General features: G+C 72.2%; 21 protein-coding genes. 8 read left to right on the forward strand and 13 right to left on the reverse strand.

The features are described 5' to 3' along the window. Positions 1 to 22: 22 nt before the first annotated feature. The gene (locus R7226_RS04910) at positions 23 to 1,246 is read right to left on the reverse strand and encodes a sulfotransferase (RefSeq protein ID WP_318595921.1); all 1,224 of its coding nucleotides are present in this window, start codon (positions 1,244 to 1,246) and stop codon (positions 23 to 25) included. 222 nt (positions 1,247 to 1,468) lie between these two features. Between R7226_RS04910 and R7226_RS04915 the strand changes: the two genes are divergently transcribed. Next, positions 1,469 to 2,881 carry an ArnT family glycosyltransferase gene (locus tag R7226_RS04915; protein WP_318595922.1) on the forward strand — a complete coding sequence of 471 codons (1,413 nt, stop codon included), beginning with the start codon at positions 1,469 to 1,471 and terminating at the stop codon, positions 2,879 to 2,881. Positions 2,882 to 2,894: 13 nt separating this feature from the next. Here R7226_RS04915 and R7226_RS04920 read toward each other — a convergent pair whose 3' ends face one another. The 5 genes from R7226_RS04920 to R7226_RS04940 are packed head-to-tail and all read right to left on the reverse strand — an operon-like array spanning position 2,895 to position 7,721. Then, a complete protein-coding gene (locus R7226_RS04920; RefSeq protein ID WP_318595923.1) occupies positions 2,895 to 3,455 on the reverse strand; it encodes an acyltransferase in 561 nt (186 codons plus the stop codon). Next, on the reverse strand, positions 3,436 to 4,578 hold the full coding sequence (locus R7226_RS04925; RefSeq protein ID WP_318595924.1) for a DegT/DnrJ/EryC1/StrS family aminotransferase: 1,143 nt from the start codon (positions 4,576 to 4,578) through the stop codon (positions 3,436 to 3,438). Before R7226_RS04925 ends, R7226_RS04920 begins: the two co-directional genes overlap by 20 nt. After that, positions 4,571 to 5,569: a hypothetical protein gene (locus R7226_RS04930; RefSeq protein ID WP_318595925.1), complete on the reverse strand. Its 999-nt coding sequence runs from the start codon at positions 5,567 to 5,569 to the stop codon at positions 4,571 to 4,573. Before R7226_RS04930 ends, R7226_RS04925 begins: the two co-directional genes overlap by 8 nt. A gap of 8 nt (positions 5,570 to 5,577) precedes the next feature. Next, complete coding sequence (locus R7226_RS04935) at positions 5,578 to 6,462, reverse strand: ABC transporter permease (protein WP_318595926.1); 885 nt, start codon at positions 6,460 to 6,462, stop codon at positions 5,578 to 5,580. Beyond that, positions 6,459 to 7,721, reverse strand: a complete 1,263-nt coding sequence (locus R7226_RS04940) for an ABC transporter ATP-binding protein (RefSeq protein ID WP_318595927.1) — start codon at positions 7,719 to 7,721, stop codon at positions 6,459 to 6,461. Before R7226_RS04940 ends, R7226_RS04935 begins: the two co-directional genes overlap by 4 nt. Before the next feature lie 98 nt (positions 7,722 to 7,819). On the opposite strand from R7226_RS04940, the gene R7226_RS04945 reads away from it, so the two are divergent. Beyond that, positions 7,820 to 8,821 carry a COX15/CtaA family protein gene (locus R7226_RS04945; RefSeq protein WP_318595928.1) on the forward strand — a complete coding sequence of 334 codons (1,002 nt, stop codon included), beginning with the start codon at positions 7,820 to 7,822 and terminating at the stop codon, positions 8,819 to 8,821. Between the two features lie 200 nt (positions 8,822 to 9,021). Here the strand turns inward: R7226_RS04945 and R7226_RS04950 are convergent, their stop codons facing one another. Beyond that, the gene (locus R7226_RS04950) at positions 9,022 to 9,687 is read right to left on the reverse strand and encodes a class I SAM-dependent methyltransferase (RefSeq protein ID WP_318595929.1); all 666 of its coding nucleotides are present in this window, start codon (positions 9,685 to 9,687) and stop codon (positions 9,022 to 9,024) included. Positions 9,688 to 9,772: 85 nt separating this feature from the next. Here R7226_RS04950 and R7226_RS04955 point away from each other — a divergent pair, with 85 nt between their 5' ends. The 3 genes from R7226_RS04955 to R7226_RS04965 are packed head-to-tail and all read left to right on the forward strand — an operon-like array spanning position 9,773 to position 14,185. Next, a complete protein-coding gene (locus tag R7226_RS04955) occupies positions 9,773 to 10,537 on the forward strand; it encodes a response regulator transcription factor (RefSeq protein WP_318595930.1) in 765 nt (254 codons plus the stop codon). Positions 10,538 to 10,556: 19 nt separating this feature from the next. Further along, positions 10,557 to 12,038 (forward strand): HAMP domain-containing sensor histidine kinase, encoded by a 1,482-nt coding sequence (locus R7226_RS04960; protein WP_318595931.1) that lies wholly within the window; start codon positions 10,557 to 10,559, stop codon positions 12,036 to 12,038. Positions 12,039 to 12,040: 2 nt separating this feature from the next. After that, positions 12,041 to 14,185 (forward strand): hypothetical protein, encoded by a 2,145-nt coding sequence (locus tag R7226_RS04965; protein WP_318595932.1) that lies wholly within the window; start codon positions 12,041 to 12,043, stop codon positions 14,183 to 14,185. Here R7226_RS04965 and R7226_RS04970 read toward each other — a convergent pair. Both R7226_RS04970 and ftsH read right to left on the reverse strand, forming a co-directional pair. Continuing rightward, positions 14,092 to 14,778 carry an RDD family protein gene (locus R7226_RS04970; protein ID WP_318595933.1) on the reverse strand — a complete coding sequence of 229 codons (687 nt, stop codon included), beginning with the start codon at positions 14,776 to 14,778 and terminating at the stop codon, positions 14,092 to 14,094. The genes R7226_RS04965 and R7226_RS04970 overlap by 94 nt on opposite strands. Then, positions 14,775 to 16,901: an ATP-dependent zinc metalloprotease FtsH gene (gene ftsH / locus R7226_RS04975; RefSeq protein WP_318595934.1), complete on the reverse strand. Its 2,127-nt coding sequence runs from the start codon at positions 16,899 to 16,901 to the stop codon at positions 14,775 to 14,777. Before ftsH ends, R7226_RS04970 begins: the two co-directional genes overlap by 4 nt. Before the next feature lie 111 nt (positions 16,902 to 17,012). On the opposite strand from ftsH, the gene R7226_RS04980 reads away from it, so the two are divergent. Beyond that, on the forward strand, positions 17,013 to 17,405 hold the full coding sequence (locus R7226_RS04980) for a cupin domain-containing protein (protein ID WP_318595935.1): 393 nt from the start codon (positions 17,013 to 17,015) through the stop codon (positions 17,403 to 17,405). Position 17,406: 1 nt separating this feature from the next. On the opposite strand, the gene R7226_RS04985 is transcribed toward R7226_RS04980, so the two are convergent. The 4 genes from R7226_RS04985 to R7226_RS05000 all read right to left on the reverse strand — a co-directional run bounded on the left by R7226_RS04985 (position 17,407) and on the right by R7226_RS05000 (position 20,752). Then, positions 17,407 to 18,657: an MFS transporter gene (locus tag R7226_RS04985; protein ID WP_318595936.1), complete on the reverse strand. Its 1,251-nt coding sequence runs from the start codon at positions 18,655 to 18,657 to the stop codon at positions 17,407 to 17,409. Then, positions 18,654 to 19,085: a MarR family winged helix-turn-helix transcriptional regulator gene (locus R7226_RS04990; protein WP_318595937.1), complete on the reverse strand. Its 432-nt coding sequence runs from the start codon at positions 19,083 to 19,085 to the stop codon at positions 18,654 to 18,656. Before R7226_RS04990 ends, R7226_RS04985 begins: the two co-directional genes overlap by 4 nt. A gap of 155 nt (positions 19,086 to 19,240) precedes the next feature. Next, complete coding sequence (gene msrB / locus R7226_RS04995) at positions 19,241 to 19,642, reverse strand: peptide-methionine (R)-S-oxide reductase MsrB (protein WP_318595938.1); 402 nt, start codon at positions 19,640 to 19,642, stop codon at positions 19,241 to 19,243. 291 nt (positions 19,643 to 19,933) lie between these two features. After that, entirely contained in the window at positions 19,934 to 20,752 is an 819-nt protein-coding gene (locus R7226_RS05000; protein WP_318595939.1) for a SigB/SigF/SigG family RNA polymerase sigma factor, read from the reverse strand. A gap of 49 nt (positions 20,753 to 20,801) precedes the next feature. Between R7226_RS05000 and R7226_RS05005 the strand changes: the two genes are divergently transcribed. Both R7226_RS05005 and R7226_RS05010 read left to right on the forward strand, forming a co-directional pair. Further along, positions 20,802 to 21,407, forward strand: coding sequence for an ANTAR domain-containing response regulator (locus R7226_RS05005; protein ID WP_318595940.1), 606 nt, complete (start codon positions 20,802 to 20,804; stop codon positions 21,405 to 21,407). A 39-nt stretch (positions 21,408 to 21,446) separates the two neighbouring features. Then, positions 21,447 to 21,746, forward strand: coding sequence for a hypothetical protein (locus R7226_RS05010; protein ID WP_318595941.1), 300 nt, complete (start codon positions 21,447 to 21,449; stop codon positions 21,744 to 21,746). The last annotated feature ends 46 nt before the right edge of the window (positions 21,747 to 21,792 follow it).

Genomic DNA, 21,792 nt, shown 5'->3' on the forward strand with positions numbered 1-21,792 from the left:
ACCTCGGGTCCGTCGATCCCTGTTACGAGCGAGCGCGAACGCGCCCGGCAAGGTGACGCAGCGGTGCGGTCACTCTCCAGCTGCGTGATTCCGCGTAGACCGTGATCGCGGCGTCTCGCGCGGCGATCGTGGCGTGCAGCTCCTCGATCAGCGCTCCCTGCTCGGCCGCTCGCGCGGCAGTCTGCTCGGCCTCCGCGGCAGCGACCTGCTCGCGCTCGCGCAGCTCGGCGTCGAGCCGCTCGACCTGGGCGGACAGCCCCCCTGCGCGGGCGACGGCCGCGGCCTGCTCCTGCTCGACGGCGATCAGCCTGCGGTCGCGCTCCTCGAGCTGCTCGCGGACGTAGGCGTGCTCGCCCGCGGCGCGGGCCGCCTCGCTGTGCAGCAGGCGCAGATCAGGACCGATCCGGTCGAGCGCGGCGAGCAGCCGGTCGCGCGCCGCGCCGGCGGCGTCTGCGTCGGCCGGCGTCTCGAGGTCGCGACGGGCGCGCAGCAGCAGGTAGAGCGCCCGCGTCTCGACCGGGAGGCCGGGATCGACGGCGACGTCGAGCGGGTTGGTGACGTGATGGCGCAGCTCGGGGTCGACGCTCTCGACCGCGGCGGCGAGCTGCTCGGCGTCCGGCTGCTCCAGCCCGAGGAACGCGCCGAGCCGGCGCGTCTCGCGCTCCGGCTGGTTGAGCGCGTCCTCGTAGAAGACGAGCGTGCGGGGGGCGCCCTCGGTGTGCGCGAGCGCGGCGGCGGTGTAGTCGAGCCAGCGCTCGGCGTACGACCAGCGATGGAGGTCGGTGACGCCGCGCTTGAGCGCCGAGGCGACGGCATCGGCCGGATTGCGCATGCAGATCACGAACGACAGGTCGGCGTCGACCAGCTGGCGCCAGAACGGCAGCGTCAGCGAGGTGCGAGGGTCTTTCCAACCCCACGTCCGCGCACTGCCGAACTGTGCTGCGAGCAGCGTGCGCGCGCGTTCGCGCAGCGGCTCCAGCTCGGGCGCGTCCTCCCAGCCCGGCTCCGGCGCGAAGGGCGCGAACGTGCCGGAACCGAGTTGCGTCAGCAGCTCCTCGTTCAGCTCGTTCATCCAGCGCGGTTCCCAGTACCCGCGGGCGTTGTCGCGCTCCTCGGGCGGCAGCAGCTCGCGCTCGTCGCCGAGTTCGACGCCGAGCAGGTTGAGCATGCGTGTCACCATCGAGGTGCCGCTGCGATGGAACCCGAGCACGACCACGGCTCTGCCGCTGACGGGACAGTCTCTCACCGCGCCGATGCTAGTCACTCTGTGAAGAACGTGTGACGCGTCGTGCGCCGGCGCGAGAGCCTGGTGCCGAGATGCCAGGTTGGCAGGACCGGCAGGCGCAGCGTGAAAGTCAACAAACCAGCAAGTGAAAGATTTCGTGGAGTTCTTGTATAACTTGGCGCGTTCGTGTTCAGGTCAGGGGTGAAGCCATCTGGGGAGCGCATCGCGCTCCTCCTGCTCGGAGTGTTCGTCGTGGTCGGCGCCGGCCTGCGCGCACTCGCGCTCGCCGCCTGGTGGCCGGTCTCGACGACGCTCGCCGACTCGTGGCCGTACGCGTACTACGCGACCGCCGACGAGTTCGGCAACCCTCAGCATCCAGCCGGCTACTCGCTCTTCCTGTCCGCCGGCGGATGGATCACGAGAGACGTCGGCGCCTACACGATCGTTCAGCACCTCCTCGCGATCGGCGCGGCGGTCCTCCTGTACTTCGCCGTCAAGCGGATGTGCGGCTCGCCGTGGCCGGGGCTGGTCGGCGCCGCCGTGATCCTGCTCGGGCCCGACCAGATCTACCTCGAGCACACGATCATGTCGGAGGCGCTGTTCGTGCCGCTGATGGTCGCCGGCATCTACGCCGTCGCACGTTCGTTCGACGCTCCGGAGCGCTGGTGGCCGTGGCCGATCCTGGCGGCGGCGCTCATCTGCGCCTCCGCGATAACGCGCTCCGCGGGCCTGTTCCTGCTGCCAGTCGTCGCGATCGCCTTCGTCTTCGTGCGGCCGCGGCCGTGGCTCCCGCGCTGGCGTCCGATCGTCGCCTTCGTCGGGACCGCCACCGTGCTCATGCTCGGCTTCGCGACCGCCAACACGATCTCGCACGATCGCTTCGAGTTCGCGCCGACGACCGGCTGGCATCTCTACGCGCGCGTCGCGCCGTTCGCCTGGTGCGGTGACTTCGAGCCGCCGAAGGGCACGGCCTGGCTGTGCGAGAGATCGACCCCCGAGACTCGTCCCGGTGCCGACTGGTACCTCTACGACCCCGCCTCGCCGGTCAACAGAAGATACGAGGGCGGGATCGGCGTCCAGCAGGGCGCCGGCGACGACCTCCTCAACGAGTGGGCGCAGGCGGTCGTGCTGCATCAGCCGAAGACGTACATCGAGAACGTCTGGCCAGACATCTGGGCCTACTTCTTCCCCGGCAGCTACAGATGGGCGCCCGGCAAGGGCACCGACCTCGACGGCCAGCTCGACTGGACCGGCCCGATCAACGCCGTCGGCGAGAAGGCGACCGAGAGAGGCATGCAGTCGTTCTTCAACCACTTCACGGTGACGCGCGACCAGGACCTGCTGGGGATCCTGCACGACTACCAGCGCAAGATCCGCTTCGGCGCGACAGCGCTGACGATCTCGACGCTGCTGATCTTCGCCGGGTTGCTGGTCGGCCCGCGGCGCAACCGCATCGCCGCGTTCGTGCTCGGGATCGGCGGGCTCGCGACGTTCGTGCTGTCGAGCCTCTCGATCATCTACATCGGCCGCTACATGATCCCGTCGGCCGGCCTCGTCGCGGCGGGCGGAGCGGTCGGGCTGCTCTCGCTGATCGGCATCGTGCGCGGGCGCCTGCAGAGACGCCGCCCGGCACCGGTCGCGACCGCGTCCGCCTGAGCGCGCGCGGCGCTCAGCGCGCGTCGGCGATCCGCTCCAGCTCCAGCAGCCTGCGGTCGCGCGTTCCGACCGGTCGCGCCGGGCTGCCGACGACGATCGTGAACGGCTCAACGTCACGGCGCACCAGGCTCTGCGCGCCGACGCCGGCGCCGTCGCCGATCGTGACGCCGGGGAGGATCACGGTGCCGGCGCCGACGATCACGTGGCGCCCGACCCGCACCGGCCGGCTGTCGACGTCGCGCAGGTCGTCGGGGACGGTCGGCCCGGTCAGGCTGCGCCCTGAGAAGTCGTCGGTCGACGAGTAGACCGAGGTGCGCCCGGAGATGCCCGCCCAGTCGTCGAGCACGATCCGCGCCGCGCCGGCGACGAAGCAGTGCGCGGCGACGTGGACGTGGTCGCCGATCGCGATCCCATCCTCGCCGGCGCTGATCACCGCGAAGGCGTCGATCCGCACGTGCGAGCCGATCGTGATCCGCTGCGCGCCGATCAGGCGGGCGTCGGCGTCGATGCGGACGTCCTCGCCGATGGCGGCGAGCCCGAGCGCCCGCAGGCCCTCAGCGTCGAGAAAGGCCATGCTCCTCCTTGGTCGTCGTCAGCGCGGCGGTCAGCAGCCCCGCGAGCAGCTCCAGCTCGCCGGGCTCCAGCCGCGAGTACACCGGCAGGCAGAGCATCCGCTCCGACAGCTCGTCGGTGACCGGCAGCGCCTCGTCGGCGCAGCGGGCGAAGGCGCGCGTGCGCTGGAGGCCCGGGGCGTAGTACGGGCGCGCCTCGACACCGGCACGCCGCAGCTCGCTCAGCGCGCCGTCGCGCGCCGCGGCGCTCGGCAGCAGCAGCGGCAGACCCTGCCACGGCGGCTGGCCGATCCCGTCGGGGAGCGTGAACGGGAGTCCGGACGCGCGCGCGGCGGCGAGCAGCGCGGCGGCCGTCGCGCGCCGTCGCTCGACGACGTCGTCGAGCTGCTCCAGCGCGGCCAGCATCACGGCCGCGCTCAGCTCGCTCAGCTTCGCGTTCAGCCCGCGCCCGGTCACCTCGAGCCCGTCCAGCGCGAAGTTGCCCGCCCGCCGGACGGCGGCTGCCAGCTCCGGCGCGGCGAGCACGAAGCCTCCCTCGCCGGCGGCGAAGACCTTCGTCGCATGGGCCGAGAAGACCTCGGCGATGCCGGCGCGGCCGAGCGGCTCCCTGCCGGCGGTCGCGCCCCCGTAGGCCGCGGCGCTGTCGACCACCAGCGGGACGCCGGCGGCGTCGGCGACACGCTCGATCGCGGCCAGGTCGCGGCAGAGGCCGAAGGCGCGCACGTGCATGATCGCGACGCAGCCGTGCTCGCGCACCGCGTGCGCGGCCGCCGCGGGCGACAGCTCCCACGTCAGCGGGTCGACGTCGCAGAGCACCGGCGTGCAGCCCGCCATCGCGACCGCGTGCGCGGAGGCGGGGAAGGTGAAGGCCGGCAGCGCGACCGGCCCGTCGAGGCCGAGCGCGATCAACGTCGCCACGAGCCCGGCGGTCGCGCTGGCGACGACGACCGCGTCGCGGCCGCCCGCGGGGTCGCGTCGCGCCAGCTCGCCCTCGAGCCGTCGCACGAGCGGTCCGCCGTTGGAGAACCAGCGCTGCTCGTAGGAGAGCTGCAGGTCGTCGAGCCACGCGGCCGGCGGCGGCAGATCCGGCCGCGCGAAGGGAAAGCGCGGGCGTCCGTCAGGCATCGATCGAGAGCTGGTCGGCGAGCGCGGCGATGCGGCTGCGCAGCAGCTCGTTGGAGGGTGAGAGGTCCGTGCGGGCGAGGAACGCGTCGAGCTGCGCGCGGCTGGTCGCGAGCGACCCTCGATCGATCTCGTCGCCGCGCAGGTAGTGGAGAATCCGCACGTCGGCGGCATCGCCGGGGTAGGCGGCGGCGAAGCGCTCGTCGTTGGGGTAGTTCAGCCGCGGCGGCAGCTCGCGCCACGCGACCCCCGTGCGGCTGAGCGCAAGCGTGACGGCGAGCTGACAGCGGAAGACGCTGTCGACGTAGCGGTCGACCTCCGCCATCTCGGCGTAGATCCGCGACCCGAGACGGGCGACGACGTCGCGGGTGCCGGCGAGCACGCCGAGGTTGAAGTACGGCGGGCAGTCGCGGCGCGCCGGATCGCCGTCCATGACGCTCCAGCCGGTGTGGCGACAGGCGAGCGGGGGCGTTCCGAGCCCCGCGCTCGCGTACAAGCCATCCCAGAAGCGCGCGTCGTCGGTGATCGCGCCGGTGTAGGCGGGGGTGCCCGCCCAAGCCGGCGAGACGTGCGCCACGAGGCCGGCGAGCGCTCTGTCACCCAGTTCGAGCAGCTCGTCGAGCGGGCCGGTGCAGAAGGTGTCGGCATCGAGCAGCACGACGAACGGCGCCTCGAAGTCGTAGGTGAAGCGCTGCACGGCGGTGCCGAAGATGCCCGTCCGCGCGAACTGCTGCTCGTCCATCCAGCGCCACTCGATCCCGTAGCGGCGCGCCCACGGCAGGTGCGCGTCGAGGTCGTAGGGCTCGCAGTCGCGGCTGACCGTCACGACGATGCGGGCGTCGGCGAGGGCGCCGCCGTACGTCCGCAACGACGCTGCCAGCAGCTGCAGCTGCGCGAAGAACCCCGGTGTGGGCGACAGCGGGACGTGGACCTCGCAGAGCGGGCCGGAGGCCTGTCCGCCGCGGTTGCCGAGCAGACGACGAAGCGACCGCAACGCGCTGCTCAGAGGTCTTCCGCGATCCGCGGCGCTTCGCGGTTGAAGTAGCGGTAGCCGACGACGACCAGCAGGGTCAGGACACCGGCCGGCGCGAGCACGAACAGCCAGCCGCCGCCGGCCTCGACGATGCTGGGATGGCTGTGGTCGATCACCGCGTGACGGAACTGCTGGATCAGCGCCGCGAGCGGGTTGACCAGCATCAGGCGCTCGATCGTCGTGTTGTTGATGACGTCGATCGTGTAGAAGATCGGCGTCCCGTAGAACATCATCTGCAGCAGCACGTCCCACACCGGTCTGACGTCGCGGTAGCGCACGTACAGGGCGGACAGCAGCGTCGAGATCGCGGCGGAGAAGAGCGCCAGCAGCACCAGGATGATGGGGATCTCCAGCCACGTCAGCAGCACGCTGCCGCCGGAGATCAGCAGGAAGACGACGACCACGACGGTGTTCAGCGCCAGGTTCATCAGGCCGGTTGCGACGACCGACAGCGGGATCACCAGGCGCGGGAACTGCACCTTGCGGACGAGCGGCTCGCGGTCGACGAGGCTCGTGACGGCGGTCGTCGTGCACTCCGACAGGAAGGTGAAGATGACGACGCCGCTGAGCAGCGCGACGGGATAGAACTCCGAGTCGCTCTCGAACTTGAGCACCTGCGTGAAGACGACGTAGAGGACGCCGAACAGCAGCAGCGGCCGCATCAGCTGCCACAGATAGCCGAGCGCGGAGCCGAAGAAGCGCAGCTTGAACTCGGTCACCGCGAGCGTGCGCGTGAGGTTGAAGAAGCGCTTCGCGTCGACGCCTATCGCGACCGGGCCGGGGATCTTCGCGCCGCGCTCCAGCGGCTCACGCGCGGCGATCGGCTCCGGCGTCGCCGGGGTCTCGACGCTCATGACTCGACCTCGGCGGCCGGCTGCGCCGCGCTGCGCTCGACGGCGGAGGCGTAGGGCAGCTCCAGCAGGGCGCCGGAGGCGTGGGTGCCGGAGACGACCGTCGAGATGAAGCGCTCGCGACGGTCCATCACGGCCGTGCCGCTGCCGCGCTGGGAGACCGACGGCGTCGCGTCGTAGCGGCCGGGCGCGAGCACGTTGGTGAACTGCACGCGGAAGACCGCCTCCTCACCGGCGGCGAAGTGGCCGGTCTCGGCTTCCTGCCACTGCGTCGAGGCGGTGAAGACGTTGTCGTGGGCGGCGTTCTCCAGCGTCACGCCGAAGACGGGGTGGTCGACCGCCGCGGTGAAGCGGATGCGCGCGGCGAATCTGCAGTCGCGCTCCAGCTCCAGGTTCGACGCTCTCGCGCCGTGCTGGTCCTCGAACCACGCCTCGACGATCTCGGCGCCGCCGATCCCGGAGCGCTGCGCGTCGCTGCCGTCGGCCGCCTCCGCGGCGACGATCGCGGGCGCGCGGCCGAAGTTCAGCTCGAGGTACTCGACGCCGATCCGGTGCGAGTCGCCCTGGCTGACCATGTCGCCCTTCTCGAACAGCACCGCGCTGTCGCAGAAGCGCTCGACGGCGCCCATGTCGTGCGTCACGAGGATCACCGTGCGGTTCTCGTCGCGCAGCCGGTAGAACTCGTCGAAGCACTTCTGCTGGAAGGCGGCGTCGCCGACCGCCAGCACCTCGTCGACGAGCAGGATCTCCGCGTCGACGTGGATCATCACGGCGAAGGCGAGCCGCACGAGCATGCCCGAGGAGTAGTTCTTGACCTTCAGGTGCTCGAACTCGCGCAGCTCGGCGAAGTCGATCACGCTGTCGTAGCGGCGGCGCGCTTCGCGCGGAGAGAGGCCGAGCATCGTGCCGTTGATCAGCACGTTGTCGCGCGCCGGCAGGTCGGGGTTGAAGCCGACGCCCAGCTCGATGAAGGCCGACAGGCGGCCGTCGACGTAGATCCCACCCGTGTCGACGCGGTAGATGCCGGCCATGCACTTCAGCAGCGTGCTCTTGCCCGAGCCGTTGCGGCCGACGATCCCGAGGAACTCGCCGTGCCCGACGTCGAACGAGATGTCCTTGAGCGCGACGAACTCGTCGTACGTCGAGCGGCGGAAGGGGTGGAGGGCGGTCTCCTTGAGCGTATGGACGCGCTCTGTCGGCACGCGGAACGTCTTGGAGACGTTGTCCACCGCGACGGCCGCGACTGCTCGTTTCGGCGACATCACGCATGAAAGGTACCGAGAAGGCCGCCGGGGGCGGGCGGCGCTCGCTCCACGACCGTCATCGCGCCGATCCGCGCGGTGCGTCATCCTTAGGGGTCGTGTCGGACCGTCTGCCCACCTTCACGGCTGAGCGCTACCGCAAGCTCACCTGGGTCGCGCTCTTCTTCCTCACCGCCGTCGTGCTGACCGGCGCGGCGGTGCGGCTGACCGGCTCCGGCCTCGGCTGCCCGGACTGGCCGCAGTGCCACGGCAGAGCGGTCCCGCCGCTCGGCTTCAACACCTTCGTCGAGTACGGCAACCGCCTCTTCTCGGCCGCGATCGGCTTCATCTCGCTGTTCGTCTGGTTCGCCGCCTGGCGCCGCCGGCCGTTCCGCCGCGACCTCTTCCTGATCTCGGGGCTGCTGCCACTCGGCTGCCTGGCGCAGGGAGTCCTCGGCGGCTTCACGGTCAAGAACCACCTCGCGCCCGGCTTCGTGATGGCCCACTTCCTGCTCTCGATGGTGATCCTGATCGCCGTCGTCTGGCTGATCTGGCGGGCGCGCTACGAGGACGATGCCGAACGGCCGCGCACCGAGGACCGCTGGACCGTCTACCTCGTCCGCGCCGCCGCCGTGCTCGGCGCCGTCGTGATCGCGCTGGGTTCGCTCGCGACGGCCGCCGGCCCGCACCCGGGCGACAACGACGGCGAGCTGGTCCACCGGCTCGACTTCAAGGGCGCCGAGACGCTCGTCTGGCTGATCCACCGCCACGGCGTGACCGCGACCGTGCTCGGCCTCTCGGTGATCACCGCCTGGTTCATGGCACGGCGGCTGACGACCAACGCCCAGCTCGTCGAGGCGCTGACGCTGAGCGGCGTGCTGATGGCCGCGCAGGGGCTCGTCGGCAGCGTCCAGTACGCGCTCAAGCTGCCGGCCGACTTCGTCTGGGTCCACGTCACGCTCGCGACGATCACCTGGATATCGCTGCTGTGGGCCGTCGGCGCGGCCGGTCGCGTCGGGGTTCCCGTCCCGCGCAGCGGCGACGACGAGGCGAACGGCCGCCACACGCTGATCGGCGCTGAGTCGATCGCCGCGCCCGTGCCGCCGAACGCGCTGCGCTAGCGGCAACGCGCCCCGTCGGGCCCGCGCGAGAGCGCCATCGCGCGAGGGCGGCGCCAAGACCGCCCTGGAGCTGGTCGCCGCGATCGAGGCCGAGCACGCCGGCAACGCGTCGATCGAGATGTGCGCGGGGCAGACCCGCGAGGTGATCGAACGCCGCCGGCGCCGCTGGTGGCGACCGCGGACGTGGCGGTCGCGCTAGATCACTTCTGCCGGACCGCGACCATGCGGTACGACGAGGCGAGCGAGTGCACGTGGTTGGTGCTGGTGAGCGCCTTGCGCTTGATCACCGGGTAGGTCAGCCAGCGCAGCAGCCGGCCCTTCCAACCGGGGAACGGGCGCAGCCACTCGATGAAGATCCAGCCGAGCGTCGAGTAGACGGAGTGGACGCCGGTGACCTCTCTGACCTCGAAGCCGTGGACGCGCGCGAGCGTCGCGAGGCCGTCGCTGGTGTAGCGCTGGAAGTCGGTCGGGTCGAGGTGCTCGGGCTGCATGAACGGCACGCAGAGGTAGAGCACGCCGCCGGGGCGCAGGACGCGGTGGAACTCCGCGACGACCTCGTGCGGGTTCTCGACGTGCTCCAGCACCGCGTTGCAGATGATCGCGTCGAAGTGACCGTCGTCGAACGGGATCTCGTGCAGCGGCGAGAAGACGTGGATGTTCTCGTTGTGCAGCCCGGTCTCGATGTCCTGGTTGGTGAGCGTGCCGGGGATCACGTGCGAGATGTCGCGATGCCCGGCACCGGCGTTGAGAACCTTGCCCGCGAACAGGTGCTCATAGCCGACGAGCTCGCTCTCGAGCGGCGGGAACAGATCCCCGACTTCGAGCTTGGGCTCGATTCCTTGGATTCTTCTGAGAAGTGCGCGCATGAAGGCGCCGACAATAGTCGATCAATCAGCGGAACATGGCGTGCCCGCGACCGCACGCGCGCGATCATCTAGCATCGACAGACCGATGCAGGAGACACCGCCCGGCACAGGCAACGGGTCGGCGCCGTGGCACGACGGCCCCGACACGTCGCTGACGATCCTCGTCGTCGACGACGAGTCAGATCTGCGCGACCTGCTGATGCGCTCGTTCTCGCGCGAAGGCCATCGCGTGCAGGCCGTTTCCGACGGCCGCGCCGCGATCGAGCGCGCCTCCAACGAGCCGTTCGACGTCGTGCTGCTCGACGTCGCGCTCGGACCGGGACCGGACGGGTACGAGGTCTGCCGCACGCTGCGCGCGCGGCACAACGTCGTGCCGATCATCATGCTGACGGCGCTCGACAGCGAGGCCGACGCGGTGCTCGGGCTGGAGGCCGGCGCCGACGACTACGTCACCAAGCCGTTCGGGCTGGCGGAGCTGCGCAGCCGCATCCGCGCCGTCCTGCGCCGCGCCCGCGCGCAGCCGCCGGCCGCCGGCGGCGGCGCCGCCGACGTCGTCACGGTCGGGCCGATCCAGCTCGACAAAGCGCGCCGCGAGGTGCGCATGAACGGCGATCCCGTGCACGTCACCTTCTCCGAGTTCGAGCTGCTCGACGCGCTGATGGCCGATCCCGGCCGGCTGCGCAACCGCCAGGAGCTGCTGCGCGCGATCTGGGGCGACAGCGCCTACCGCGACCCGCGCGCGATCGACGTGCACGTGCGCCACCTGCGCGAGAAGCTCGAACCGGAGCCCGACCACCCGCGCCACATCGTCACCGTGCGCGGCGCGGGCTACCGGCTGCAGGCCGGCTGACCAGGAGGTCGCGGAGCTCGTGAACATCGGTGCGCTGGGCCTCCGCGGGCGCATCGTCGGCGCGCTCGTGCTGACCGCGGCGGTGACGCTCGCGGTCGCCGCGATGGGGTTGCTGGGACCGCTCGAACGGCGGCTGGAGAAGGCCGAGCTGGACGCGCTCGTGCAGAAGGCGCACGAGACCAGAGACGCCTTCGCCGCGCTCAGCACCCGGCAGCTGGCGATCAGATCGAACGCGCTCCAGCAGATCGGCCTCGCGCTGACCCGCACCAGCGGCGCCTCCGAGGTCTACGTGCTCGATGCCGCGCACGCGCTGCGGCTCAGCACGACCGACGCCGCGACCGCCGCCGCCGACCCGTTCGACGACGTCGCGAAGGCGCTGGAGCAGGGCAGAGTGATCGGCAGCGCCGGCACCTTCGAGGGCGACGAGGTCGTGCGCGTCGCGCTGCCGGTGCGGATCGACGGCCAGCGCTACGTGCTGGCGGCGCGCAAGCAGGTCAGCGAGATCCGCGACGCGGTCGCGGTCGTGCGGCGCGCCTTCCTGACCGCCGCGCTGAGCGGGCTCGTGATCGCGCTGCTGCTGGGGCTCGGCTTCGCCGCGACGCTCGTGCGGCGGCTGCGCCGCCTGCGTGACGCGACCGTGCGGCTGGCCGAGCATGGCCCCGTCGAGGAGGTGCCGGCCGATCGCAACCGCGACGAGGTTGGCGACCTCACGCGCGCCTTCGCGCGGATGCAGGAGCGGCTGCACCAGCAGGAGGAGGCGCGGCGCGCCTTCGTCGCGACCGCCTCGCACGAGCTGCGCACGCCGGTCGCCTCGCTGCGCGGGATGCTGGAGCTGCTCGACGAGGAGCTGGAGCACGGCGAGGTCAGCTCCGAGCAGGCGCGCGAGCAGGTCGCGCGGGCGCTGGCGCAGGCACGCCGGCTCGGCCGCCTCGCCGCCGACCTGCTCGACCTCAGCCGGATCGACGCCGAGGTCGCGCTGCGCAGCGAGCCGGTCGAGCTGAACGAGCTGTCGCGCGCCGTGATCGCCGAGTTCGAGCTGGGCGCTCCGACCGGCGAGGGGCGGACCGTCCCACAGCTCGACGAGCCCGGCGAGCCGGTGTGGGCGAGCGGCGACCCGGGCGCCGTCGCGCAGATCCTGCGGATCCTCTTCGACAACGCCGTCCGCGCCAGCCCGCCCGGCGAGCCGGTGCACGTGCGCGTGCGGCCGCCGGCGCCCGACGGCGGCGCCGCCGAGCTGAGCGTCAGCGACGCCGGCCCCGGCGTGCCCGCGCACGAGCGCGAACAGGTCTTCCAGCGCTTCGCCCGCGGCAGCGGCGTCGCCGGCGCCGGCTTCGGGCTCGGCCTCGCGATCGGCCGCGAGCTGGCCGAGCGGATGGGCGGGTCGCTGGTGCTGGAGGAGGACGTGGCCGCACGCGACGGCGACGGTCCCTCAGGGCCCGCCGCGCACGGCGCCACCTTCACGCTGCGGCTGCCGCCGACCGACGACCATTACCCTTTCTGACGATGCAGTCCCCCGCCCGCGCGAGCCGTCTCCGCCTGCGCGCGCTCCTGCTCCTGACCGTCGTCGCCAGCATCGCGTGCCTCGCCGCCGCGCTGCCGGCTCGCGCCGGCGCGGAGTCGAGCGCGGTGCTGGCGCTGATGCCGCTCTCGCCCGACACCCCCGCCGGCGTCGAGCCGCTGCCCGACAGCGACCCGCCGGCCGACGCCGCCGGCCTGCCGGAGGTGCTCGGCTACCTCGCCGGCCATCCGCAGCTGGCGCTCGGCGCGCTCAGCGCGACCCAGTCGGGCTACAGCCAGACGCAGGCGCTGCTCGACATCACGGCCGGCACACGCACGTCGAAGAGCACCTACACGCCGAAGGACCCGCCCGACCTGCGCTTCATCCGCGGCGACGAGGACAGCGGCCTGATCGTCAACTGGCTGGCGGCGGTGCAGCGCGCCGAGACGGCGCCGGCCGACATCACGCCCGGCCTGCTCGCCAGCTCGATCCCGGGCGGCGTCGGCTTCGTCGGGATCACCGAGAACCCCAACCTCGAGGCGGTCGCGGCCGCCGACAGAGACGGCGCGATCCCGTCGGTCTCGATCGGGACGCCGCTGACGGTCGCGGCGCGCACGCGCGAGATGCTGAGATCGCACCGCTTCGTCGTGACGCTGCTGCCGCCCGGCAACGTCGGCGACGGGGAGCTCGACAAGCTGATCGCCGAGCGCGCCCCGGACGAGCTGCTGATCGCCGAGCAGGCGCCGCCGCCGTTCCGCGGCCCGCAGCTGCTGTGGACCGGCATCATCGGCCTCAGAAACGGCTCCGGCGGCAGCTTCACCTCCGCGACGACCCACCTCGACGGCGTCGCGGCCGGAATCGACCTGCTGCCGACGATCCTCGACCACCTCGGCGTCGCGGTCCCCGACGGCGTCCGCGGCCAGCCGATCCGCCTCTCCGGCGAGCGCGACGCGGCCGCGATCAACGCGCTCGACGAGCGTCTCAGCGTGATCGCCGCGCGCCGCATGCCGGCGCTGCAGACCTTCCTCTTCGCATGGCTGGCGATCGTCCTGCTCGCCGGGATCGTGCGCGACCGCAGCGGCGTCCGCTTCGCGCTGCGGCTCGGCGGGCTGGCGATGATGTGGCTGCCGACGATGGTGCTGGCGGCGGCGGCGCTGGCGCCCTCGCGCCAGGCGGAGCTGTTCACGATCGCCGGCGGCTCGTTCGCGCTCGCGCTGCTGACCGACCGCTTCGTGCGCTGGCCGCGCGGCCCCGCGATCCCGTGCACCGTCGGCCTGATCGCCTACGCGGTCGACCTCGCCAACCACTCGCACCTCATCATCCGCTCGCTGCTCGGTCCCAGCCCGCGCTCGGGCTCGCGCTTCTACGGCCTCGGCAACGAGCTGGAGATCGTCCTGACGGTGATGCTGCTGATCGCGATCGCCGCCTGGCTGCGGCGGCGCGAGCGGACGCGCGGCGGCGCGCTCGCGTTCGCGCTCGGCGGCTGCGTGCTGGCGCTCGTGATGGGCTCCGGCCGGCTCGGCGCCGACGTCGGCGGGATCTTCACCGTCGCGGGCGGCGCGGCCGTCGCGACGCTGTTGATGCTGCCCGGCGGGATCACGCGCAAGGCGCTGGGGCTCGCGCTGCTGACGCCGGTCGCCGGCCTCGCGGCGCTGGCCGCCGTCGATCTCGTCACCAGCGGCGACGGCCACTTCACGCGCACGGTCCTGAACGGCTCGCTGTCAGACCAGGTCGACACCTTCCAACGCCGCTACGAGCTGGCGTGGAACATCCTCCGCAGCGGCTACGGCCCGCTGCTGGTGCTGCTGTGCGTGCTCGCGGTCACCTACGCCGTCAAGCACCGCAGGCGGATCTACGGCGGCGTCGAGACCGACCCGGTCTGGCGCGCGGCGCTGCTCGGCGGCCTCGGCGCGTCGATCTCCGGCTCGCTCTTCAACGACTCCGGTCCGACGCTGCTGTTCATCGGCGTCGTCGCGCTCGTCTTCCTCACGACCTACCTGCGCGCCGGCCCCGACGGGCCGGCGGCCGGCGGGCCCGCGACCGCGGCCGGCGGCGCTCAGGAGGAGGCGCGCGGCGGCAGCCAGCCGTCGCGCACGGGAGCGTCGTCGGCCGGCGCGGGCGGCGGTGCGGTCGAGCCGGTCGCCGGCTGAGCGGGCTCGGCCGGCTCGACGGGCTCCAGCGGCGGCTGAGGCGCGTGCGCGTCGAGGCCGGTCGTGAAGGTGCCGGCCGCGCTGTTGCGGACCGGCTCCGCCAGCACGACGCGCGTCTGCGCGACCTTGTCGTGCAGCGCCTGTCTCGATCTGTCCCACAGCGGCCACGCGTAGTCGATGACGGCGTAGACGCCGTAGGTGAAGGCGATCAGCAGCTGACGACCGACGACCTCGCGCATCAGCGCGTTGCCGAGCGTGACCGGTTCGCCGCTCTCGCGCACGACGCGGATTCTCATCGCCTGCTTGCCGAGCGTCTGTCCGTTGCGCGCCCCTCTGCGGATCAGCAGCAGCGGCGCGTACAGCAGCGTCAGCGGGATCCCGAGCGCGAGCGCGAGCGTTCTCGTCAGCTCTCTCGCATCGTCGCTGTCGGTGCTGCCCTCGCCGACCGAGACGCCGATCGCGATCAGCAGGCCGAGCGCGACGAACGGCAGCAGGTCGATCAGGAAGGCCCAGACGCGCGTGCTGTACGCGGCCAGCTCGTAGGTCACCTGGCCCTGCTCCCCCGTCAGCTCGCCGGGGCGGGCGTCGATCACGACGGCAGCTCCGGCCGCTCGAGGTTCTCCGGCAGGCCGTTGCCGTTGGAGGCCGAGGCGTCTCTGAGGACTCTCTCGCCCGGCGGCAGCTCTCTGCGCTCGGGCCGTCTGTCGGAGAGGCCGGCCGCTCTGTAGGCGTCGGCCTCGTCGAGCGTCTCGCGCTCGAGCAGCTCGGCGACGAGCGAGTCGAGGTTGGCGCGGTACTCGCGCAGCAGCCGCGTGACGTCGGCGTGGGCGCCGTCGACGATCCGCCGCACCTCCTCGTCGACCAGGCGCTGCGTCGACTCCGACGTCTCCTGGACGCCCGGCAGCAGCATCCCGTTGCCCTCGGAGGCGAGCACGGCGATCGGGCCGATCGCGGGGCTCATGCCCCAGCGGCCGACCATCTGGCGCGCGATCCCGGTCAGCTGCTGGATGTCGGACTCGGCGCCGGTCGTGAGGTCGCCGAAGACGACCTCCTCGGCGACGCGCCCGCCGAGCGCGACCTTGATCTTGCCGACGAGGTAGCGCTCGTCGTAGTTGTACTTGTCGGCGTCGGGCGAGGAGAAGGTGACGCCGAGCGCCTGGCCGCGCGGGATGATCGAGACCTTGCGGACCGGGTCGGCGCCGGCGGTGAGCATGCCGACGACGGCGTGGCCGGCCTCGTGGTAGGCGGTGCGGCGACGGTCGTCGTCGCTCATCATCACCTTGCGCTCGGCGCCGAGCACGACCTTCTCCAGCGCGTCGGCGAAGTCGGCGCCGTTGACGGTCGTGTGGCCGCGGCGGGCGGCCAGCAGCGCGCCCTCGTTGACGAGGTTGGCGAGGTCGGCGCCGACCATGCCGGGGGTCGTCGAGGCGATCGCGTCGAGGTCGATGTCGTCGGCGAGCGGGACCGAGCGCGTGTGCACCTTGAGGATCTTCAGGCGGCCGACGCGGTCCGGTGCGGCGACGGTGACGCGGCGGTCGAAGCGGCCGGGGCGCAGCAGCGCCTGGTCGAGGATCTCGGGCCGGTTGGTCGCCGCGATCACGATCACGGCGGTCGACGGCTCGAAGCCGTCCATCTCGGTGAGGATCTGGTTGAGCGTCTGCTCGCGCTCGTCGTTGCCGCCGAAGGAGCCGCGGCCGCCGCCGCGCGCGCGGCCGATCGCGTCGAGCTCGTCGATGAAGATGATCGCGGGCGCCGCTTCCTTCGCCTGTCTGAAGAGGTCTCGCACGCGGGATGCGCCGACGCCGACGATCATCTCGACGAACTCCGACGCCGACATCGAGAAGAACGGCACGCCGGCCTCACCGGCGACGGCGCGCGCCAACAGCGTCTTGCCGGTGCCGGGCTGGCCGCTCAGCAGCACGCCCTTCGGGATCTTGCCGCCCAGTCTCTGGTACTTCTGCGGGTTCTTGAGGAAGTCGACGATCTCGTGCAGCTCGTTCTCGGCCTCGTCGATGCCGGCGACGTCTCTGAAGGTGACGCGCACGTCGCCGTCCTCGGCGCGGCGCGCTCTGGAGCGCCCGAACGACATCATCCCCCCGCCGGCGCCGGCCATCCGCCGCGACAGCATCACGAACAGCAGGATGATCAGCAGCACCGGGCCGAAGCCGAGCAGGATCGAGACGAACAGCGACGGCCCCGAGTCCGGCGGCTTGGCGTTGATGACGACGTCGTTCTCCTCCAGCAGGTCCGACAGCGCGTCGGTGTTCGCGAACGCCGGCACCTCGGTCGAGAACTTCGTCGAGGTGACGGAGTCCTTGTCGTCTCTGGCGGGGTAGGTGACGTCTCTCTTGAAGTCACCCTGAATCGAGGCGCCGGTCGAGGAGATCTCTCTGACGTTGCCGTCTCTGACCTCTTGCAGGAACTGCGGGTTGTACGGCACCTGCACCCGCTCGCCCGGCGACAGCGCGCGCGAGGAGATCCACCAGTTGAGGCCGAGCAGCACGACGACGAAGGCGAGGATCCCCCAGCGCCCGCCGGGCATGCGGGGACCTCTGTAGCCGCCCCCTCTGGCTCTCTGCTGTGTGCCGCGTCCGTCGGGCGCCGGCGTCACTCTCCAGCCGGGCGGGCGCGGCGGCGTTCTGGGGTCGCTCGGCGGGGTGCGCTCGGTGGGGAGGCGATCGCCGACCTGGCGGCGATCTGACGGATCGGCGGGCATCTACGTGAGAATTCTGTCAGGCAGGGCTACGTAAGGGATAAAGCCCAACGTAGCGGGTTCGTTGTCGCGTTCTTCCAAGACCTGGACGCCGGGGACCCGTACGGTGACAGCATGAGCCCCGAAACGACCTACACCCACGTCAATCTGGAGTCCGTCGAGGACAGCGCGGCAGCGCACGGCTTCGGCGAGATGGGCGAGGCCCGCTTCGCCACCGGCGACCTCGAGGCGCAGCGCACCGGCGTCAGCTTCCACCGACTGCGGCCGGGCAGACGGCAGTCGTTCGGCCACCGGCACGAGCAGGCTGAGGAGGTCTACGTCGTGCTCTCCGGCAGCGGCCGCGTGAAGCTCGACGAGGAGGTGCGCGAGCTGGTCGCGCACGACGCGCTGCGCGTCGCGCCTCCGGTCGCGCGCTGCTTCGAGGCCGGCGACGACGGCATGGAGCTGCTCGCCGTCGGCGCCCGTCACGAGGGCGATGGCGAGATCCTGCCCGGGTGGTGGAGCTGACTCAGGCGGTGACGCCGCCGACGCGCGTTATCGGCGTCCGCGCCTCGATGCCGTTGCGCGCGAAGGCGGCGCGGGCGCCGAGGCCGGCCGCCAGCGCGACGACGCCGCCGAGCGCGAACGCGGCGCGCGGTCCGGCCGCGTTCGCCAGCCAGCCCATCAGCGGCGCGCCGATCGGCGTCGAGCCGAGGAAGACGACCGAGTAGAGCGCCATCACGCGCCCGCGCATCGCGGGCGCGACGGCGAGCTGGAGCGCCGAGTTGACGCTCGCCGAGAAGGCGACGCTGGCGGCGCCGACCGGGACCAGCACGATCGCCGCCAGCACTTCGCTCGGCGCCGCCGACAGCGCCAGCATCAGCGCGCCGAAGGCGAGCGAGGCGGCGACCAGCAGCGACGGGCGCACACGGGCGCGGGAGCCGTTGGCGATCGCGCCGACGATCGCGCCGACGCCCATCGCCGTCGTCAGCGTCGCGTAGACGCCGGCCTCGCCATGGAAGGTGAACGAGGCCATCAGCGGCAGCAGGATCTGGAAGTTGAACGTGAAGGTGCCGACGACGGCCGTCAGCCCCAGCGGGATCCACAGCTCCGGCGTGGCGCGCACGTAGCGCAGCGCGCTGCGCACCTGGCCGGGCGCGCGCTCGGCGACCGGCGCCGGCAGCAGCGCCGAGCGGTCCATGCCGCGCAGCGCGACGATCATCGCGAGGAAGGAGACGGCGTTGACGGCGAAGCAGGGCGCGACGCCGACGGTCGTGATCAGCACGCCGGCGATCGCCGGGCCGATGATGCGCGCCGAGTTGATCAGCGCGCTGTTGAGGCTGACGGCGTTGAGGACGCCGTCGGAGCCGACCAGCTCGACCAGGAACGACTGCCGCGCCGGGTTGTCGATCGCCAGCACGAGGCCGCGCGCGAAGATCAGCAGGTAGAGCATCCACAGCGTGATCGCGCCGCCGGCGGTGAGCGCGAACAGCAGCAGCGCCGGGATCGCCATCGCGACCTGCGTGACGATCAGCAGGCGGCGCTTCGGCAGGCGGTCGGCGACGGCGCCGCCCCAGGCGCCGGCGAGCAGCATCGGCGCGAACTGCAGCGCGGCGGCGACGCCGACGGCGAAGCCGCTGTGGGTCAGCTGCAGCACCAGCCACGTCTCGGCGACCGTCTGCACCCAGGTGCCGCTGACGGAGACGATCTGGCCGGTGAAGTAGCGGCGGTAGTTGGGGATCCGCAGCGAGCTGAAGGAGCGGCGCAGCGCGCTGCTCACCGCGGCACCGCGGCGGCCTTCTGACTCGCCGTCGCCGCCGGGTCCTCCAGCAGCCGCTCCAGCAGCTCCGCGGCCGCGGTCAGCGTCTCCCGCTCCTGCGGCGTCAGCGTGCGCAGCCGCTTGGCGAGGTACTCGTTCTTGCGCGAGCGGATCCGCTTCATCAGCGCCCGTCCCTCGCGGGTGATCTCGACCAGCGAGACGCGCCCGTCGTCGGGGTCGGAGGCGCGCGAGACCAGCCCGTGCTGCTCCAGTCTCGCGACGATCCGCGTCGCCGTCGGGCGCTGGATGCGCTCCGCCTCGGCGAGCGCGCTCGGTGTCAGCGGGCCGCAGCGGTCGATCGTCGCGAGCGCCGCCGTCAGCGTCGGGGAGAGCTCCGGCCCGACCCCGCCGGACTCCTGCCGCAGCCGTCGCGCTGTGCGGACGACCACCAGCCGCAGTCGGCTGGCCAGTTCGGGGTCGGGTGTCGGAGGTGGAGTGCGTGGTGTCTCGGGCGTGGCCATCGCAGATGGTTAGCGTGGCTAGTTAGCGTTGCTAACTACTTTAGCAAAAGGAGAGGGCGGCCTTTGAAGGGCCGCCCTCGGGGCTACTGGTCGTCGGGGTCGAGCTGCAGCGCGGCCGAGTTGATGCAGTAGCGCAGGCCGGTCGGCGCCGGGCCGTCGTCGAAGACGTGGCCGAGGTGGCCGCCGCATCTGTTGCAGACCACCTCGGTGCGCACCATGAAATGGCTGGTGTCACGCTCGACGGCGACCGCGTCGTCGTCGGCGGGGGAGTGGAAGCTCGGCCAGCCCGAACCCGAGTCGTACTTCGTCTCGGAGGCGAACAGCTCGGCACCGCAGCCCGCGCAGCGGTAGGTGCCGTCCTGTCTCGCGTCGACGTACTCGCCGGTGAAGGGCCGCTCCGTGCCCTTCTGGCGCAGCACGGTGTACTGCTCCGGGCTGAGCTGCTCGCGCCACTCGGCGTCGCTCTTGGTCACCCTGCTCGCCATGTCGTCACCGTTCCTCTTCGAAATGTCGTCGCATTCGAAGATAGCGGGGCGCGACAGGGGGCCGGCGGGCCTCAGGAGCGGTGCGCGGACGCCCAGATCATGAGCGCGTATGTGGCCGCCGCGAGCGATATGACGAGCGCGGCGACGATCGTGATGGCGGTCTCTTGCATGCGAGAGATATTCGCCCCCCTCACCCAACTCGTGCTCAACGTCACATCAAGCATCTCTAAAAGGGTCTGACCGGTGGGGACGGGCGCGCCGCGGGTGCGGGCGTGCGCCCGCCCCGCTCGCTCAGCCGCGCGTCGGGTTCGCCTGCGACTCCAGCCGCATCCGCATCAGCGCCGTGCGGATCAGCCGCGAGACGTGCATCTGCGAGACGCCGATTCGCTCGCCGATCTCTGACTGCGTCAGGTCCTCCTCGAAGCGCAGCCGCAGGATCTCTCTCTCACGCGGTTCGAGCGCGCGCGCCAGCTGCTCCAGCGTCGCGCGGTCGCGCGCGCGGGCGAGCTCCGCGTCGTTGCCGCCGAGGCGGTCGGCCATCGTCGCCTGTTCGTCCTCGCCGCCGCCGCGCGCGGGCGCGTCGAGCGACAGCGCGCGGTGGGCTCCGGAGACCTCCAGCGCCTCCAGCACGGCCTCGACGTCGAGGCCGGTGGCGCGCGCCAGCTCAGCCGGCGTCGGCGCTCTGCCGACGTGCGCTCTGAGCGCCTTGTCGACGCGCAGCGACGCCTCCTTCAGGTCGCGCGGGACGTGGATCGCCCAGCCGCGGTCGCGGAAATGGCGGCGCAGCTCGCCGAGGATCGTCGGGACCGCGTAGGAGCTGAAGTTGACGCCGCGCTCGGGGTCGAAGCGGTCGACCGCCTTCAGCAGGCCGATCGAGGCGACCTGCACGAGGTCGTCGAGCGGCTCCCCGCTGTCGGCGTAACGGCGGGCGAGATGCCGAGCGAGGCCGAGGTGCTTTTCGACCATCTGCTGGCGCTCAGCGTCAGGACGCCGTCTGTAAGCTGCCGAGCTGCGATGCGTGCGCCCATCTCTCTCGAGCTCGTCGTCGTTCGTGATCACCGTCGCGGCCCCTTCGGCTGCAGCTTCGAGCGCCAGGGGTCTGGGGCGCATCAGTGGCACCAGCGCAGAGCGCCGGTGTGTGGCCTGGATGATACCCGCCATGACGGGACATGGTGAGCAGATGATGGCCAGCGGGCTGCGAATTCTCGTCGCCGACGAGGACCGCGCGGCGCTGGAGCGTCTCAGCGCCACGTTGCGTGATCTCGGTCATACGGTCGCCGCGTACGCGATCAAGGTCTCGGAGGTCGCGGCAAAGGTCGTCGGCGAGGATCCGGACGCCTCGATGGTCGTCCTGCACGAGGACGACGACCACGCGCTCGCGCTGATCGAGGAGATCGCCGCCTACGCCTCCGGCCCCGTCATCGTGCTGACGTTGAGGGAGGACCCGGAGTTCGTCGCGCGCGCCGCCGACCGCGGCATCGACGCCTACGCCCGGCCCGAGACGCCCGACGCCGTCCAGAGCGCGATCGAGCTGGCGCTGCGCCGCTACGCAGAGCTGGAGCGGCTGGAGACGAAGGTCGAGCAGCTGGAAGGGGCGCTGGAGCGCCGCGCCGTGATCGAGCGCGCGAAGGGGATCCTGATGGAGCGCCACGGGGTCGACGCGCTGACCGCGTTCGAGCGCCTGCGCACGCACGCCCGTGCCACTCGCCGCCGCGTCGTCGACGTCGCGCGCGAGGTCGCCGACGGCGTGCTGCAGCTGCCGTAGGGCCCGGGCCGCGCGGCGCACGGCGATACGATCGCGCCCATGGCCCTTCCCACCGCTCCCGTCGCCGCCGGCTCGCTCGTCGGCGGCTACCTCGTCGCCCGCGAGACCGGCGTCCGGCCGCTCGGCGGCGCCGTGCTCGGCGTCGCCGGTGCCTGGTGCACGCGCGAGTGGTCGCGCCGCGCCGGCGCGCCCGTCGCGACCGCGCTGCTCGCCACCTACCTCGCCGGCTTCGGCGCTTCGCACCCGCTCGCGAAGAGAATCGGCGCCTGGCCGTCGGTGCTGACGGTCGCGGCGGTCAGCGGCGCCGCGAGCTGGGCGCTCGCTGACCGGCGCGGCTGACCGTCAGACGCTGCCGGTCGAGCAGGCGGCGCCGGCGCTGGAGCCC

The organism is Conexibacter stalactiti (assembly GCF_033542075.1).
Taxonomy (GTDB): domain Bacteria; phylum Actinomycetota; class Thermoleophilia; order Solirubrobacterales; family Solirubrobacteraceae; genus Conexibacter; species Conexibacter stalactiti.

Bases quoted from the DNA above. Each gene is read 5' to 3' on its own strand.
- R7226_RS04920 (WP_318595923.1), bottom strand. From the start codon at position 3,455: ATGGCCTTTCTCGACGCTGAGGGCCTGCGGGCGCTCGGGCTCGCCGCC.
- R7226_RS04925 (WP_318595924.1), bottom strand. From the start codon at position 4,578: ATGCCTGACGGACGCCCGCGCTTTCCCTTCGCGCGGCCGGATCTGCCG.
- R7226_RS04935 (WP_318595926.1), bottom strand. From the start codon at position 6,462: ATGAGCGTCGAGACCCCGGCGACGCCGGAGCCGATCGCCGCGCGTGAG.
- R7226_RS04940 (WP_318595927.1), bottom strand. From the start codon at position 7,721: ATGTCGCCGAAACGAGCAGTCGCGGCCGTCGCGGTGGACAACGTCTCC.
- R7226_RS04950 (WP_318595929.1), bottom strand. From the start codon at position 9,687: ATGCGCGCACTTCTCAGAAGAATCCAAGGAATCGAGCCCAAGCTCGAA.
- R7226_RS04955 (WP_318595930.1), top strand. From the start codon at position 9,773: ATGCAGGAGACACCGCCCGGCACAGGCAACGGGTCGGCGCCGTGGCAC.
- R7226_RS04965 (WP_318595932.1), top strand. From the start codon at position 12,041: ATGCAGTCCCCCGCCCGCGCGAGCCGTCTCCGCCTGCGCGCGCTCCTG.
- ftsH (WP_318595934.1), bottom strand. From the start codon at position 16,901: ATGCCCGCCGATCCGTCAGATCGCCGCCAGGTCGGCGATCGCCTCCCC.
- R7226_RS04980 (WP_318595935.1), top strand. From the start codon at position 17,013: ATGAGCCCCGAAACGACCTACACCCACGTCAATCTGGAGTCCGTCGAG.
- msrB (WP_318595938.1), bottom strand. From the start codon at position 19,642: ATGGCGAGCAGGGTGACCAAGAGCGACGCCGAGTGGCGCGAGCAGCTC.
- R7226_RS05000 (WP_318595939.1), bottom strand. From the start codon at position 20,752: ATGCGCCCCAGACCCCTGGCGCTCGAAGCTGCAGCCGAAGGGGCCGCG.
- R7226_RS05005 (WP_318595940.1), top strand. From the start codon at position 20,802: ATGACGGGACATGGTGAGCAGATGATGGCCAGCGGGCTGCGAATTCTC.
- R7226_RS05010 (WP_318595941.1), top strand. From the start codon at position 21,447: ATGGCCCTTCCCACCGCTCCCGTCGCCGCCGGCTCGCTCGTCGGCGGC.